Origin of the sequence: Nostoc sp., from assembly GCF_036918015.1 — a bacterium.
Taxonomy (GTDB): Bacteria; Cyanobacteriota; Cyanobacteriia; order Cyanobacteriales; family Nostocaceae; genus Nostoc.
The window spans coordinates 79486-94741 of sequence record NZ_JBALEO010000074.1; the positions used below are offsets into that span (position 1 = coordinate 79486).

Sequence of the window (15256 nt, forward strand, 5' to 3'; positions counted from 1 at the left end):
TTCCTGATTCCTAATTCATCGCGCCTAGTACTATTGACGCGTATAACGATGTTTCACCCCAATAGGAAAATATTCAAAATCCCCCATTGGCGCTAATGCAACCTGTGGTGTTTGATATTCTACAGGAACATAATTAGCAAACTCGCTATTTAGACGTAGCAGTTGTGAAAGAATAGAAGATGCGATCGCAAGTCTCTGCTCTTCACTACCCTCTACCCCTACTGCTAATTCCACAACTACAGATAAAAATCGATTCTTATCTGCATCTTCTATTACCTGCAATACGAATTTACCCGTCACCCATTCTTGAATTACTGGTTGTTCTAATCCCACCGTTACATTTTCGGGATAGATATTTGCACCAAAGTAAGAAACTGTAAAGTTAGAACGCCCAAAGACATAAACAAAAGGTAGCTGATGAATACCTCTAGGCGAGTGCTGAGTGCTGAGTGCTGAGTTTGGAGTGTTGAATTCTGAATTGTGACTCTCATTCTGTAACGCTGCAACAGCATCAAATCCCCATTCTGCTAAAAATTGCAGCATGGCATCATAACTAATTATCCCGCCAGTATCCAAGATGTCATAACGCACTAAGGGAATACCGTTATCTCCCGAAAACAGCAATCCGCCATCTTGAACTTCAAAAAAGCGATTGCAAGGATCGTATTGTACTAGTGTGGGTAAACGCGATTCCCCAAATAAAGCTCTAGCTGCATCGGGATTTTCTGCTAAAAAACGGCGAATGCAGATACTTAACGGGGTTTCATTACCCAAAACTCCCGCATCCGCAGTACCGTAAAGTGATGCAAAATCATAACAAAGATTTCGCGAACCAACTCTTTCGCCAACTAAACTCCGCCATTCTTCACTAAATACTTCTCCCGCCATCACTAATTTAATCTGATATTGCTGCCACTCCACACCACGAGCGATACCAGTATCAATCACATCTTTTAAAAATGGCGGGTATCCCAATAACACCACTTGCTCAAAACCTGAACCTAATTCTTGCACAACTCGCAATATTTCTTCTTTGTTGTTACCAGGAGTAATTACAGTGATGAGATAACCTTTGCTAGCAAGATAACGACAGCAATTGGTAGTAAACATTCCACCTACCCAAGTGCCTAAAGTGAAACAAATCACTGCTAGGGTACGTCTGCTATCTGTATAGAAACTATCGTGAAAAATCTGTTCAAAGCGTGTGGCGATTTGGAGTTCATCTGTGAAAAAACGAGGCCAAAATGTCGGTTTACCACTAGAACCTGATGAAGCAGCTATCATGTCGCACGCTTCTAGTTGTCCGTTGCGGCACAAGTCAGGTAAGGGATAACGCAGTATATAATTTTGTTTAGCGATCGCTGGTAGTTTTTGAAACTCCTCTAAGCTTTGAATAGTTGCGGGATTAATTTCCCTTTCTGCTAAAAACGCCTTGTAGGCAGGTACATTCGCCGCCACATCGTGAAATAAACTCAAAGCTGCCGAAGTTTGAGTGTTGAGATGCCTTTGCAGTACTGTTTCTAGGGGGGTAGACAAAAAATCTTCAAATGCTTTAATTACTTGCTGCTGTCTTGATTTGCCGTTCATGACGCTTGTTGTTTATCCTGAAGTAGAATCAACACCGTTTAAAATAATTCGTAATTCGTAATTCGTAGAATATCCGAAAATGAGGGTATGCGCGTTGTAGTCATTCAATAAAACCTTAATTTATCCTTCAGCACCATGCAGCTCTATTGCAGTAAACAACACACAAATAATGGTAGTAACCGCTTTTGCACCCATTGTGGTGAACCATTACCTCTTGCTGTGGGACAGGTTGTGGATAATCGCTATCAAATTATCCGTCAATTAGGACAGGGCGGCTTTGGACGCACCTATTTAGCGGAGGATATCAATAAATCCCATCAAACCTGTGTGCTGAAGGAATTTGCACCCCAAGTACAAGAAAATCAAGATTTACAAAAAGCTAAAGAGTTATTTGAGAGAGAAGCGAATGTCCTGAAAAAACTCCAGCATTCACAGATTCCGCGTTTTCACGCCTCGCTACAAGTGAAGATAGGCAGTAAAGATTTTTTCTTTTTAGTGCAAGATTATGTGGATGGTGATAATTACTACCAGTTATTAGAACAGCGTGAAACTCAAGGCAAAACCTTTAGTGAAGAGGAAGTACTTACCCTCCTGCAACAGATTTTACCTGTATTATCATACATCCACTCACGAGATGTAATTCACCGTGATATCTCTCCCGATAATCTGATATGGCGGCGTTCTGATAATTTGCCAGTGCTGATTGATTTTGGTGGCGTTAAGCAATTGCCAGCTTCTCAGGGTTTTTGGCGCACCAAGTTGGTTGGAAATAACACTCTGCTGGGTAAAAAAGGTTACGCACCAGAAGAACAGCTACGGCAGGGTAAGGCATTTTTTAGTAGTGATTTATACTCTTTGGCTGTGACAACATTAGTGTTACTCACAGGTAAAGAACCGCAGAAACTATACGACAGCTATCAGGGAATTTGGGGATGGGGCAAGGAAATCCAAGTTAGTCCCAAACTAGAAGCAGTGTTAAAAAAGATGCTGGCTTATAGACCGAGCGATCGCTATCAACGAGCCGAACAAATTCTCAGAGATTTACCATCAACAACTGCAACTAAATCTCCAGGTAATTATATTACGACCAAGATCAAGACGATGGTAGTTGCTCCGGGAAGACAACACGCCAGTGCTGTTATGAGTAGATTCCAGAGGCAAACGCAAGCGATTGCTAAACCGAGAACTTTCCCTGTTTGGATTCGCCCTTTTGTGATGAGTTTAGGGGGAACGGCTTTAGTTGGATTAACTTTAGCGGCGGGAAATGCAGCCATTCGCGCCGTAACTTCAATCACTATCCCATCAATTTCATTACCTTCATTACCGCAAATCCCACAGTTTCCAACTGGAAAACCAGCCGGCGACAAAGGAAAAAATAGCGACCTCCAGAAAATTATCAGTCGTCGTCAAGAGTTAGAAATTACTGAAGGATTTTTTATTCGCACAGTAGATGATTTATTTTATACAAAAAAACCAGAATTAAAGGGACGTAGCCTGACATCTAAACCTGAAGATGCTGGTTTACGAGATGAATGGTCTGATATCGCTGATAATTTATTGGATAAACTAGAACAGGCTAACCTCAGTACAGCAGCTCGTCGGAAATTGGGGAACTACAGTCAAAAAGATTACGATACATGGAGACAACAAGCGCGATCGGGGCAGTTTGGGAACTATACAATCGATCAGTTGACGAAAGACACCAATGAAAAATTCGATCGGTTGTTTCCCGATCAGCAGCGTAGAAAACTCAATCAACAAACTTTTGGTCAAATTTGGTATGCGATCGCAGCCGATCAAGTTAGTAAAGTACAATCTGGCAAATAAGGCGACTGGAGATTGGGGACTGGGGACTGGGGAAGAGTAACAAATGACAAATAACAAATGACAAATGACAAATGACAAATGACAAATGACAAAAATATATTGTTCTAAAGGACATGAAAATTCCCCAGGTAGCCGCTTTTGTCTCCAGTGTGGCGAAAATTTGTTGGATACGCCCATGAGTTATGGTATACAACCGGGACTGACTTTAGGCGATCGCTATGTGATTGTGCGTCAAATTGGCCAAGGTGGCTTCGGACGTACTTATTTAGCTGAAGATGTCAACCGTTTCCGCGAACTTTGTGTTTTAAAAGAATTTTCCCCCCAAGTTCAAACCGCTTACGTTGTCCAAAAAGCTGAAGAACTCTTTGAGAGAGAAGCAAGTGTTCTTTATAAATTGCAACATCCCCAAATTCCCCGCTTCCGAGAACTGCTGCGGCTAAATTTAGGGGGCAAAGAATATCTGTTTTTGGTGCAAGATTATGTAGAAGGGGAAACTTACAATTCTTTGTTAAATACCCGGATAAAACAGGGTTTGCGCTTTACAGAGGCAGAAATACGCCAATTGTTCCAGCAAATTTTGCCAGTGTTGGAATACATCCACTCACTAGGAGTAATTCATCGAGATATTTCTCCAGATAATTTAATGCTTCGGACTGTTGACAAACTGCCAGTTTTAATTGATTTTGGCGGTGTCAAACAAGTAGTAGCAACTGTGGCTTCCGAATATTACCAACCCGGTATGGTTGCACCTCCGCCAGCACCAACCTTATTAGGCAAAATAGGATTTGCACCCCCAGAACAAATGCAAACTGGGTTAGTATCTCCCCACAGCGACTTGTATGCTTTGGCGGCAACAATATTGGTTTTACTGACAGGGAAACAACCCCAAGAATTAATTGATACCTATACTCTTAGCTGGCAATGGCGACGTGAAGTTAATCTGAGTCAAGATTTGGCACAGGTATTAGATAAAATGCTATCTGCTAGACCAAGCGATCGCTATCAATCAGCCCGTCAAGTACTCCAAGCCCTCAACTCACCGCCAGCGAACTATCCGCCAACTCAATATCCCACTCCACCACAACCCACATCCGCCACCGTCGCCGTCTCCCCACCTCCCCCACCTTCCCCAACCCCTGCATATCCCTCATATCCCTCATCTTCCCCCTCTTCCTCCTGGTGGACACCAACAAAAACCTTTCTGGTGGCGGCGCTAGTGGCTGGTAGTGTGGGATTAATTTGGTGGGGATTGAATGGCAGACGAGATGTCGGGCAAGTCGATCCTAATCCTACAGCCAGCCCTATTCCAACTAGCGAACAACCAACCGATCCTTTAGCGCAATATTCGCCAGCAGAACGAGAACGCAAAGAAAAATTAAACGATCGCCGTCAACAGTTGGGTATTGTCTCTAACTTCTACGTGAACTTGGTGAATCAAGTTTTTTGGGACAGAAATCCCAGTTTACGGGGACGTACTCTCAGCAATGGGACTGAAGATGAGAGTTTGCGCGCAGAGTGGGATAAAACAGCTTCGGAATTACTAGAAAAGCTTGCACCACTGAGTAATAATGCCCGCCAAAAGCTGGGAACTTACACAACTGCTGAACGCGATCGCTGGAAAGTAGAAGTCAACAAAATCAACGTTGGTAGTCGTTCTTTGTATGATTTAGGAGATACTGCATTCTTACGTGTATTTCCTGAGCAGCGAGGTAAAAGTTTCCAAGGTCAGCCCATTGGACAAGTTTGGTACGGATTTGTTAGCGATCGACTCAGTGCAATCCTTGACGGTAGCGCTTTCCAGAAACTTGTCTTCGATCCTGGGGCTACTGGCAAAACAGTCAGCAGTACTCTCCAACCTGGTGGTGGTAAAGTATTCATTGCTGGACTTGCCAAAGACCAATCTTTAGACTTGAAGCTAGAAGCAAATTCCCAAGTCTTGTTATCAGTCTATTCACCCTCTGGCAAAATCCGATTTTTAGAAGATTCTACCAAGCGTGGTTTGTCAACTAAATTACCAGAAAATGGATTTTATGAGTTTGTTGTAGTTTCCACAGCAACGAAACCAGTAGATTATCAACTCACTATTACAGCCGAAAATCCCACAGTTCCCCCATTACCAACACCCACGCCCACGGAAACATCCACGCCGACACCAATTCCCACGCCAACGCCGACACCTACGCCCACACCAACTCCCACGCCTACTGAAACCTCCACACCTGAACCTGAACCTACACCAATCCCAACTCCTGAGACAACGCCTTAGTAACGCAAGGCGGAATTAAAAATTAAAAATTAAAAATTAAAAATGAATACAGCATAAGGGTTTCGTTGATTTGGAGTGATTGGTTTATTTCCGCCGTGTTGTACTAAGCTGTTGCATATTTAATTTGTATATGCGATGCGGGCAAGATGCCCACACTACAATAATTTTACGTTTTCGTGTTATACAATTTAGCTGCACATCAGCTTAGTGGTCTGTCAAATTTAAATTGATATAGCGTTTCCTAATCAAATGAGGTACACCATAGCCCCCTCCTCGCTTGCGGGGAGGGGGTTGGGGGTGGGGTTCTTCGGGTTTAATAAGCAATCAAGTGGACATGATATCACCCAGTCCCCAGTCCCCAGCCCCCAGTCCCTACTTATGCATCATCTAAAGCTGCAATTCCAGGCAACACCTTGCCTTCAAGTAACTCCAAGCTAGCGCCGCCGCCGGTGGAAATGTGGCTCATTTGGTCGGCTAAACCAACCTTTTCCACAGCCGCTACAGAGTCACCACCGCCAATAATGGTAGTTGTACCAGTTTTACCGATTTCGGCGAGGGTATGAGCGATCGCTTCCGTACCTGCTGCAAACTTATCAAACTCAAACACACCCATTGGCCCGTTCCAAATTACCGTTTTGGTATCTGCAAGGGCTTCTTGGAAAAATTTCACCGAGTCTGGCCCAATATCCAAACCCATCCAACCATCAGGGATATTTTCAATGCTAACGGTTTGAGAATTGGCATCTGGGGCAAAGTTATCTGCCAATACCACATCTGTGGGAAGCAATAAAGCAACGCCACGTTCTTTAGCCTTAGCTTCCAAAGACTTCGCTAGTTCCAGCTTGTCTTCTTCCACCAACGACTTACCAACATTCAAACCACGGGCTTTGTAGAAGGTGAAAATCATCCCACCACCGATGATCAGCTTGTCGCACTTCTCCAGCAACGTTTCAATTACGCCAATTTTGCTAGAAACTTTGGAACCGCCAATAATTGCCGCTAAAGGACGTTGGGGATTTTCAATGGCGTTTTGCAGATATTGCAATTCCTTCTCAACCAAATATCCAGCCACAGAAGGGCTGAGGAATTTAGTCACACCTTCAGTAGAAGCATGGGCGCGGTGTGCAGTACCAAAAGCATCATTTACATAAAAATCCGCATTAGCTGCCAATTTTTTCGCAAATTCTGGGTCGTTTTTCTCTTCTTCTTTGTAAAAACGGACATTTTCGAGTAACAGCACTTGGCCATTTTGCAACGCGCCAACTTTAGCTGCAACTTCATCACCAATAGAATCATCAGTTTTAATGACTTCTTGCCCCAGTAACTCAGACAGACGCTTGGCAACGGGAGTTAGGCGTAATTTGTCATCCACACCCTTGGGACGGCCAAAATGGCTGGCGAGAATGACCTTAGCTCCCTTCTGCGTCAAATCTTGGATGGTTGGTAGAGCGGCGCGAATACGAGTATCGTCAGTAATGTTGCCTTGATCGTCCACAGGCACATTAAAGTCAACCCGCACTAAGGCACGTTTCCCAGAGATATCAGCCGAAGATAAACTTGCTAAACTTTTTTTGGACACACCAAACTCTCCTGATTGCCTTTTTGTTATTGTTTTGAAAGTAGAACCATCAAGATTTTACCGGAGTCAGGGGTACCCAAGTGACAGATATATTTAAGACGGTATTATTTCCTATCGATCAAAGCCGGGAAACGCGGGAAGCTGCTGATGTTGTTACCAACGTAGTCAAAAAGTACAGCAGTCGCTTGATACTGCTGTCTGTGGTAGAAGAACCACCTCCAGACGCGCCTAATGCCGACGATCCGATGGTGTCGCCAGAGGTAGTTGCGAAACTACTGGAAAATGCCCAATCTTTATTTTCTGGGCAAGGAATTCAATCTGAAACCTTAGAAAGGCGAGGCAAACCAGCTTTCACGATCTGTGATGTTGCTGATGAAATTGGGGCAGATTTAATTATCATGGGCTGTCGGGGCCTAGGTTTGACTGAAGAGGGAGCGGATGATAGCGTTACCACTCGCGTGATTAACCTTTCCCCTTGCCCAGTGTTGATTGTGCCTTAGCAGTGTGTTGCTCAATACTAGTAATAAAAAGTTCTGCGGTTGCTATAAAAAGGGGGCTGAAGAAGGTTGTCCTAGATTTATTGGTGCTAAATAAAGGCATCAAGTTTTTAGCCTTAACCAAGCATTATTGCCTCCTGTCTTCTTAGCTCGACTTTATCCATTTTTTGACAACGCTCAAACTGACGCTGAAACCTTTGTAGGACAGTAGTTTTGCTTTTTCGACTTTACCGATAATTTGTGGCGTGGAAAAAGTATTTGCCAAAAAGCCAGGGTTTTTGCCGGATAAAGAAAACTGACTTCTTAATTTTGGATAAAGTCAAGCTTAGAGCATATTTGAAAAGTCCTCTTGTCGGTATTAAAAGTTTTAGATCCCCCTAAATCCACGCCATGTGCTTCAGGGGAGACCCCTTGGCGCTAGCCTCTCCCTTTTATCGATAGGACAGTGGAGCAAATTGGCAAGCATGAAGTAGTCTTGGCGTTGGAGTTTTTTTTATGCGTTTTCATAAAGAATTGGTATTAACTGATATTTAGGTACTTCAACACGATATTTGGGTACTTCAACACGATATTTGGGTACTTCAACACGATATTTGGGTACTTCAACACGATATTTGGGTACTTCAACACGATATTTGGGTACTTCAACACGATATTTGAGTACTTCAACACGATATTTGGGTACTTCAACACGATATTTGAGTACTTCAACACGATATTTGAGTACTTCAACACGATATTTGAGTACTTCAACACGATATTTGAGTACTTCAACACGATATTTGGGCACTTCAACACGATATTTAAGATGCTTGTGGACTTGCCAACGCTTTGCTATCACCCAGTCTTATAAAATTCATCCTGAATTCTGACTCCTGAATTCTGAATTCTTCTTATGAATTTTTTTATACAAATAATTTTCAAAATTTCAAGTGAAATTAGGGAATAAATATCAGATTTTATATCATGTCCGCTTGATTACTTACTAAACCCCAAGAACCCCACTTGCGGCTACGGTGTATACAGAAGTCGAATTACCCCCCTTAATCCCCCCTTTCTAAGGGGGGAAACCGGAAAATCTTGTTCCCTCCCCAATATATCGGGGAGGGTTAGGGTGGGGTAATTTGATAACTTGTGTGTACACCGTACCGTAGCCGCTTGCGGGGAGGAGTTGGGGGTGGGGTGCAATGACTGTGGGAATCATAACTAATTATGCGGACATGATATTACCGTAAACTTCACTTTAATTTTGGTGGTTTTTACTCAGGGGAAAAAGAATGGCAAATAGCTAAAGTGGAACCACAAGTCTGTACTAATTTTCATATAAGTTTTTGCAGGAGATGCATTCATGGCGCGACTGAAACGCAGTTCTACGGTATTGGATAAGGCAACGCTACGGATATCGGGGATGAGATCGATTAGCGAAACGCTTGAGTTTAGCGATAGCTTGAATTTAGCGGAGTATGAAAGGCGGATTCAAACCTTGCAAACGAAGCTATCGAGCTACAACACAATGCTTTCCACAGTTGATGAAGCGGTAGGGCAGATTGAATTGCTAGAGCAGGATTTGAGAAGCTACTCGGAAAAAATGTTGATGAGTGTGGCGACGCGCTATGGTAAAAACAGTTTGCAGTATATGCAGGCAGGGGGTAAACCACGCAAGAGTAGTAAGCGATCCGTGGGGAATACTGCGCCAACAACGATGATCGCAGCAGTGATGACACCGAATACAGAGAAAGCGACGACAAATGGTGGGGGCACGAAGGCGTTGGTAAAGTAAGGAAATTAGTTGATCGGTGCGATCGTCCGGTTCTTTTCTAGCCGAGCGATCGCCATAAATTTGGGGTTAGTTAACGAGCAGAAACTGCTTGCCACTCTTGAATCGCTGTGGATGGGATTTGTAACTCGATCGGTGAGCCAGTTACCATCGGTAAAGTTAGATGAAGAGGAATTTCAGCCTGCAACTGCGGTAGGACAGACTTAATGTCATATTCTGCGACATTGGCTGGGGTTGGTGTGTCCTGAGAAATTTTGCTGGAAATATCCTTGGCGGTTAGAGTTTGCCCCATAGATGTTGTTAGTGTCAGTGGTTGAGTGCGATCGAATTCCACCCCACTAGGAAATCCCACTAGCCGCAGAGAGACAATAGCGCTACCTTCGGGATGAATGCGCTTGAAGGCGATCGCCTGCCAGGAATTTCCGGTCTGATCCGGCAGTTGTTGCCGGGATTGATAGAGCATTTGCCCTGGATATTCTTCGATTTTTGTCACAGCAGCAAAGGCGGGTAGGGGACTGCAAACAACCAGTAAAACGCAGATCCAGGCAGCCAGCAGCCAGCGCATTGGGCGAATTTTAGACGCGTTAAAATAGATAGAGTTCATCACAAAAGTCCTGATCAAGTTAAAATCTCTTGAAATTCCAGAGTAAAATTTGGAATTTTAGCCCTAGTTGTTTTGGTGCATTACCTGGAGGCGATCGCTTCTCCTGCGGCTTGCCAAGCTACAAAGCTAGGTGGAAAACCTTGCACATTCTCATAGCCCAACAAGTGTAATGTCATCACTCCCATTGCCGATCGATAACCGGAGGAGCAATTTCTGTGTATTTATGACCCTACCTTTCCATATAACGTTCAGTCAAAATCAAGTCTTCTAGTTTGAATATGCTCGTGGTGTTGCGGCACTGACAGCATGGCTTCAATGTGAGGATTTGCCCATCCTGCGGCTATTTTCAGAAAATCAGGATCGTCATTGACACAATCGAGTCGTGTGTAAGTCACTGTTGGATATTGACGCTGCAAAGATTGAATCGCATCTTCGACATCGAGAATAGTTTCATAATTATCTGTCACCCAGCCGAGGGGTTTAAATAGAATAGTTTGTGCCCCTGCTGTAATTAAGCTTTTGGCGGCTTGTTTCAAATTGGGTTGTGACCAATTAATGAAAGGTGTGTCATGATTTACCCAACCGATGGAAACTAGGGGATATTGATGTTGCAACTGTGCTTCCACGCGATCGTAAAGGGCTTGTCCATCAATCACCCCAGTTAACAGTCCTTGCGCTTTTTCTGGGCCACCGTGAACCGTTAATACAATGCCAATCTGAGACTCAAAAAAGCGACCAACAAATAGCTGATTCAGAGTTTCTTTAATTCGACGCGCCATCAAATCAATGTAGGCAGGTTCAGTTGCAAAGGCTGGAATATATCGAATTGCTTTGAAGACCGAATGTTGAGGCTCATTTACAGATGCAGTTGCTGCAATAACTTCATTGACTTGCTCGACAGCTATTTTGCCCGTGAATGCAGAATCAACCACAAGCATTGGATAAATTAGCAAATTTTGAAAACCTTGCTTAATGATATCTGCTACAACTTCTTGCACAAAGGGCTTACAGAAATAAAATCCTTTGAACACTTGCACCCGATTTCCCCATTGGTGTTGTAACTGTTCTTCGATACCAAGACGTTGTTTTTCAAAAATCTCATTTTCGGGCGATATGAAACGATCGTGCTTGACTCCAAAATTGTACAAATCTTGAAGTGCGAGAAACCAACCAGCAAGAGGGTATAGCCATTCTGGAATCGGCACAAACTGAGATGCAATGTACTTAGTTGCAGCTTGGTTGTAAACACTCAGAGCGCGGTAAGATTGGACTTCACCATACCCTGCAAGTAAAACTGCCACGCGTTCGCTATTTTGGGTTCCGACGGGTTGCGTCCCTTGAGATTGATGACTAATAATCATTGTTTTAAGCCTGAGTAGGTTGTTTTTTAGAAGTACGTCGTAGATGAAGCCACATAGAAATTCCCGTAAAAAGTAATATCAACAAGCCGAGAGCATTCAGGAAGGGATAAATTACTTCTAGATTAAGTGCCCCAAAGTGTCCCTTGTGCAAATTTAATAACCAGTCAAACGCATCTCCTTTGCCTGCCAAATCAACGATCTGATAAACCGATCCTGTAATGGCTGTCAGCAATAGAGGCAACAACATAATGGGAGCAAGTGTGCGATGAAAACGGCGAATATCTTGAAAATATTTGCTGTTCTTTTTGGAGGTTGTCATAAAATAATTCCTTATTTGTTGCTTCAAAGCTTTAGACAGCTATCGACAGAATAATTTTGTCTAAGTAGAGCGGCGTGAATAATTCAAGGTTTGTAGTGTACCCCTTCGGGGAAGCAAGCTACGCGTAGCGTCTCGTAGAGAGGACTTTAGTCCTCTACTTTTCTACTGTAAAGCGCGTCGCTGTCCTGAATGCAGAGTTAGCATCCAAACTCCATCGAATAAAAGATTGATGCCAATGAAAGTGCCAATCAGCCAAACTGCGTTAAATGGAAAGTTAGACCAAATGAAAATACCGAAAATAATGCCGATGATTCCGCTTACCAGCATTAATCCCCAGTTAGATGAAATCCGGCGCATTTGAAATGCGATCGCCACTTAAATCACGAGAATTCCAGATAGGAGATACAACAGACCTAGAATAGAATCAGCTTCGCGATGACTCTACCTGTACCTCTTGATTGAAAGGCATAAACAATTTGAGTAATTCCAGCAAAGATGAATATCCAGCCAAACAGTAAGGTTGAAGCAAGGCTGGCAAAGAAAGGAAATGCGATTGCAATGATGCCCAAGACGATCATCAGAATAGCGATCGCGGTTGTCCACTCAGAACTAACAACTTGCTCATCAATCTCAGACTCAATAACTCTCATCTTGATCTCCTTTTAAATTTATATAAATGGATCTAATGTTGTACAAATTGTGATAATAATTTGCGATTTGTGATATCAATCGAGCCTTGGCTTAACCCAACCAGTTGAGCAACTTGAAAAGCAGAAGTTATAGCTCCTTCATGCAACCCATAGGGTTGTTTAATGCCATAGTGGTTATATATGTCAAGCTAATTCATAATTATTAATTCATAATTAAAAAAGGTTTGTACTTAGTCCTTATACAAGCATTCAGAGTTTTATTTGAGTTCTGAAACAGTCTTTAATTACGAATTACGAATTACGAATTACGAATTACGAATTACGAATTATTTCTTCGTAGTTACCGCAGCAGCTTCGGCATCTAGTCTGGCGGCGATCGCTTCTAAGGTTGCTTTTTCTGCCTCTTCAATGGTTGCGATCGCTAAGAATGTTGCCGTAGCTGCATGGTTTTCAGCTTTATCTGCCCGATGTTCGAGTTTCTTTGCTTTGCGACCCGTTTTCCATTCCTCGACATGGGACTTCACTTCAGATTCTTTTTCCTCGAATTGAGTTTTGAGCTTTGCCCGGTACTCATCAAATTCTTGTTTCTTAGCGTCTAGCTTTGCTTTTGCTTCATCAATTTGAGATTCAATCTCAGTTTGAGTTTTTTTCGGCGCAGATTGAATACTTTCTCTTAGCGATTTTACCCGTTCTTCAACCGCTTCTAAATTGTCATGAAGATTTTTGGTGAAGTTATCAATTGCAGTACTCATGATAATTGCCTTAGTTATGTTGAATTTCTGAAATCTGGCTATATTATTATCAAGTTAAGATTAAATCTCAGTTTGAGTTTGTTTAGCCGCACATTTAATGGTTGCAAATTTTGACCAACATAACCTCTACCTTTGGAACGTTTTAGTAGAATTAATACAACTTATACAACATTTCAAACATTTTTGACACCTATTTTCTATTATAATTAATTATTTTTTGCTGCTTTTGGCAAGACCTTCAGTACTAGGTTCAGATAATGATATTGCAGTATTCGTTTCACCATCCTAAACAGGGTTGTCTATATTTCTGTATACTTATGACAAGCTCCTAAAAATTAAGTTGATTGGTAGTGTATTAGTGTATTAAAGAGAAATATTCCCCGCTTTATATCTGTTATTGGAGTAGATATGTGAAAGTTGAAATAATTCATAAAAACAGAAAGCATCAAATACTTCTTGCTTGTATTTTGCTAGGTAAATAAGTTCAATTTTATCTACCACTTTTGAATTGTTTATGAGAATTTGTATAAGTTATACATAAACTCAAACATTTACTCAAACATAATATTTGACCGTGAAACATTATACTTATTCTTGTCCAAATCAGGGGACATCAATGGATACACAAAAAAGTATTCGGATTGACCCGCCTGGAACAAGTAATCAATCTAATCTTCAAACTCTGTTTAAATTTAGAGGAACTATTAGAAAAAAATAAAGAAAACTTACTCAATCCAGATGATTTGATTCGCAGCATTCACAAGTATTAAAAACTCAGTACTCCTTACTCTTTTTGAGGCCAGCGCCAGTTATAGCGATTCCATTCATACATTCCTTGAATTTCATACTCAGCGCCATTGAAGAAGCGGACGACGCAATTAGTAGAGGAATCATCGCTGCATCTACGCTCGTCGTAGACATCGCTAATTTCCTCGACTTTAATCACCATACAGGGAAACCATTCCCGCTTACAAGGCCCATCTTCTTGCACCCATTCCCATAGTGCATTGGAAACTTCAATGCGATCGCCTACTCTTAACTTCAGTGCATCCTCAAAATAAGAATACTTGTCAAAATGATATGACTCAACCCGATTCAGCCACTGCAAACCATAGCGTTGGCGAATAAATTGTACCGTTCCAGAGTCATTCTCCAGCAACCAGTCGTTGAGTAATTGCACTTTCCAAGTGCGGTTGCGTTGTTCTTCATCCTTAACAAATTGTAAAAATGCTTCTAACTCCTCTGGGGTAAGTTCGTCTAAAGGATTAGCAATATTTGACTTCCCAGAGGTAGAATTTCCCTGAATTTGCTCAACCACTTGCAGTAATATCTGTTTCTGCGTGTCAGTGAGAGGACAGCTTGCTGCATCACAATCATTAAAGGCTGCGAACATAGCTACTTCAATCTCATCTGGAGTCATAAGTTCATAGCAATTGAGGGGTTATTCCCCTAATTATTACAAATGTTAAATTCAAGTCTCCAATCCCCCTGTAGTTAAATTCAGGTAAGCTGAGGTTGTAAGTTAAATATTGTTTGCTAAATTAACTCACGGGGTCTTTTATGCGGTTGCGTTCACTCACGGTCGTTTTTATTTCATGTCTCATTACCTTTATCTCGTGGGTAATTATTCCCTCAGCTGTAGCCCTGACACAGATTAAACTATTTGATGTCTCCTATAAAGATTGTCCACCAGAACTAGCACAAGGGGCTGTTATCAGTAGTGGTAGCGCGGCTGCCAATTGTTTTCTTGTCATTGGCAAAGCAGAAAATGGCACTAATAAAACAGTCTACGACGCAGATATTTTTGGACGCATTTATGATGCCAATAATGACTCGGTGATGCAAAACCGCACTCGTTTAGGCTCTATTACCGAGGTGCCACCAGGTATTAGCGATTTTGAATTGAGAATTTCTGTACCTGCGAATCAGCCTACTCCGTTGAAGCTAAAACAGTTCAAGGCTGCCGGGTTTAGCGGTCAAGTGCGTAAGTAATATGATGTTTGGTAAAATAAAATCTCACTCTGCCAACCCTGTGCT

15 protein-coding genes are annotated in these 15256 nt (G+C 42.3%); 5 read left to right on the top strand and 10 right to left on the bottom strand.

Annotation, left to right across the window (positions count from 1 at the left end; translation table 11 throughout):
* Window positions 1-30: 30 nt before the first annotated feature.
* Window positions 31-1587 carry a phenylacetate--CoA ligase family protein gene (locus V7K61_RS20485; protein WP_335056056.1) on the bottom strand — a complete coding sequence of 519 codons (1557 nt, stop codon included), beginning with the start codon at window positions 1585-1587 and terminating at the stop codon, window positions 31-33.
* Window positions 1588-1722: 135 nt separating this feature from the next.
* Here V7K61_RS20485 and V7K61_RS20490 point away from each other — a divergent pair, with 135 nt between their 5' ends.
* Window positions 1723-3414 (top strand): serine/threonine-protein kinase, encoded by a 1692-nt coding sequence (locus tag V7K61_RS20490; RefSeq protein WP_335056058.1) that lies wholly within the window; start codon window positions 1723-1725, stop codon window positions 3412-3414.
* 85 nt (window positions 3415-3499) lie between these two features.
* The gene (locus V7K61_RS20495; protein WP_335056060.1) at window positions 3500-5680 is read left to right on the top strand and encodes a serine/threonine-protein kinase; all 2181 of its coding nucleotides are present in this window, start codon (window positions 3500-3502) and stop codon (window positions 5678-5680) included.
* A gap of 376 nt (window positions 5681-6056) precedes the next feature.
* On the opposite strand, the gene V7K61_RS20500 is transcribed toward V7K61_RS20495, so the two are convergent.
* A complete protein-coding gene (locus tag V7K61_RS20500; RefSeq protein ID WP_193948422.1) occupies window positions 6057-7259 on the bottom strand; it encodes a phosphoglycerate kinase in 1203 nt (400 codons plus the stop codon).
* An 89-nt stretch (window positions 7260-7348) separates the two neighbouring features.
* Here V7K61_RS20500 and V7K61_RS20505 point away from each other — a divergent pair, with 89 nt between their 5' ends.
* On the top strand, window positions 7349-7759 hold the full coding sequence (locus V7K61_RS20505; RefSeq protein ID WP_335056333.1) for a universal stress protein: 411 nt from the start codon (window positions 7349-7351) through the stop codon (window positions 7757-7759).
* Between the two features lie 490 nt (window positions 7760-8249).
* Here V7K61_RS20505 and V7K61_RS20510 read toward each other — a convergent pair whose 3' ends face one another.
* The gene (locus V7K61_RS20510; protein WP_335056061.1) at window positions 8250-8597 is read right to left on the bottom strand and encodes a hypothetical protein; all 348 of its coding nucleotides are present in this window, start codon (window positions 8595-8597) and stop codon (window positions 8250-8252) included.
* Between the two features lie 507 nt (window positions 8598-9104).
* On the opposite strand from V7K61_RS20510, the gene V7K61_RS20515 reads away from it, so the two are divergent.
* Window positions 9105-9536 carry a hypothetical protein gene (locus V7K61_RS20515; RefSeq protein WP_335056063.1) on the top strand — a complete coding sequence of 144 codons (432 nt, stop codon included), beginning with the start codon at window positions 9105-9107 and terminating at the stop codon, window positions 9534-9536.
* Between the two features lie 70 nt (window positions 9537-9606).
* On the opposite strand, the gene V7K61_RS20520 is transcribed toward V7K61_RS20515, so the two are convergent.
* The 7 genes from V7K61_RS20520 to V7K61_RS20550 all read right to left on the bottom strand — a co-directional run bounded on the left by V7K61_RS20520 (window position 9607) and on the right by V7K61_RS20550 (window position 14639).
* Window positions 9607-10137, bottom strand: a complete 531-nt coding sequence (locus V7K61_RS20520) for a DUF3122 domain-containing protein (RefSeq protein ID WP_335056065.1) — start codon at window positions 10135-10137, stop codon at window positions 9607-9609.
* Between the two features lie 248 nt (window positions 10138-10385).
* On the bottom strand, window positions 10386-11498 hold the full coding sequence (locus V7K61_RS20525; RefSeq protein ID WP_335056067.1) for a ferrochelatase: 1113 nt from the start codon (window positions 11496-11498) through the stop codon (window positions 10386-10388).
* A gap of 4 nt (window positions 11499-11502) precedes the next feature.
* On the bottom strand, window positions 11503-11817 hold the full coding sequence (locus V7K61_RS20530) for a hypothetical protein (RefSeq protein WP_335056069.1): 315 nt from the start codon (window positions 11815-11817) through the stop codon (window positions 11503-11505).
* 162 nt (window positions 11818-11979) lie between these two features.
* Window positions 11980-12192: a hypothetical protein gene (locus tag V7K61_RS20535; RefSeq protein ID WP_335056071.1), complete on the bottom strand. Its 213-nt coding sequence runs from the start codon at window positions 12190-12192 to the stop codon at window positions 11980-11982.
* A gap of 38 nt (window positions 12193-12230) precedes the next feature.
* Window positions 12231-12467, bottom strand: coding sequence for a DUF308 domain-containing protein (locus V7K61_RS20540; RefSeq protein ID WP_335056073.1), 237 nt, complete (start codon window positions 12465-12467; stop codon window positions 12231-12233).
* A 326-nt stretch (window positions 12468-12793) separates the two neighbouring features.
* Window positions 12794-13219: a hypothetical protein gene (locus V7K61_RS20545; RefSeq protein WP_335056075.1), complete on the bottom strand. Its 426-nt coding sequence runs from the start codon at window positions 13217-13219 to the stop codon at window positions 12794-12796.
* 784 nt (window positions 13220-14003) lie between these two features.
* The gene (locus V7K61_RS20550; protein WP_335056076.1) at window positions 14004-14639 is read right to left on the bottom strand and encodes a hypothetical protein; all 636 of its coding nucleotides are present in this window, start codon (window positions 14637-14639) and stop codon (window positions 14004-14006) included.
* Window positions 14640-14779: 140 nt separating this feature from the next.
* On the opposite strand from V7K61_RS20550, the gene V7K61_RS20555 reads away from it, so the two are divergent.
* Window positions 14780-15211 carry a biotin carboxylase gene (locus tag V7K61_RS20555; RefSeq protein WP_335056077.1) on the top strand — a complete coding sequence of 144 codons (432 nt, stop codon included), beginning with the start codon at window positions 14780-14782 and terminating at the stop codon, window positions 15209-15211.
* The last annotated feature ends 45 nt before the right edge of the window (window positions 15212-15256 follow it).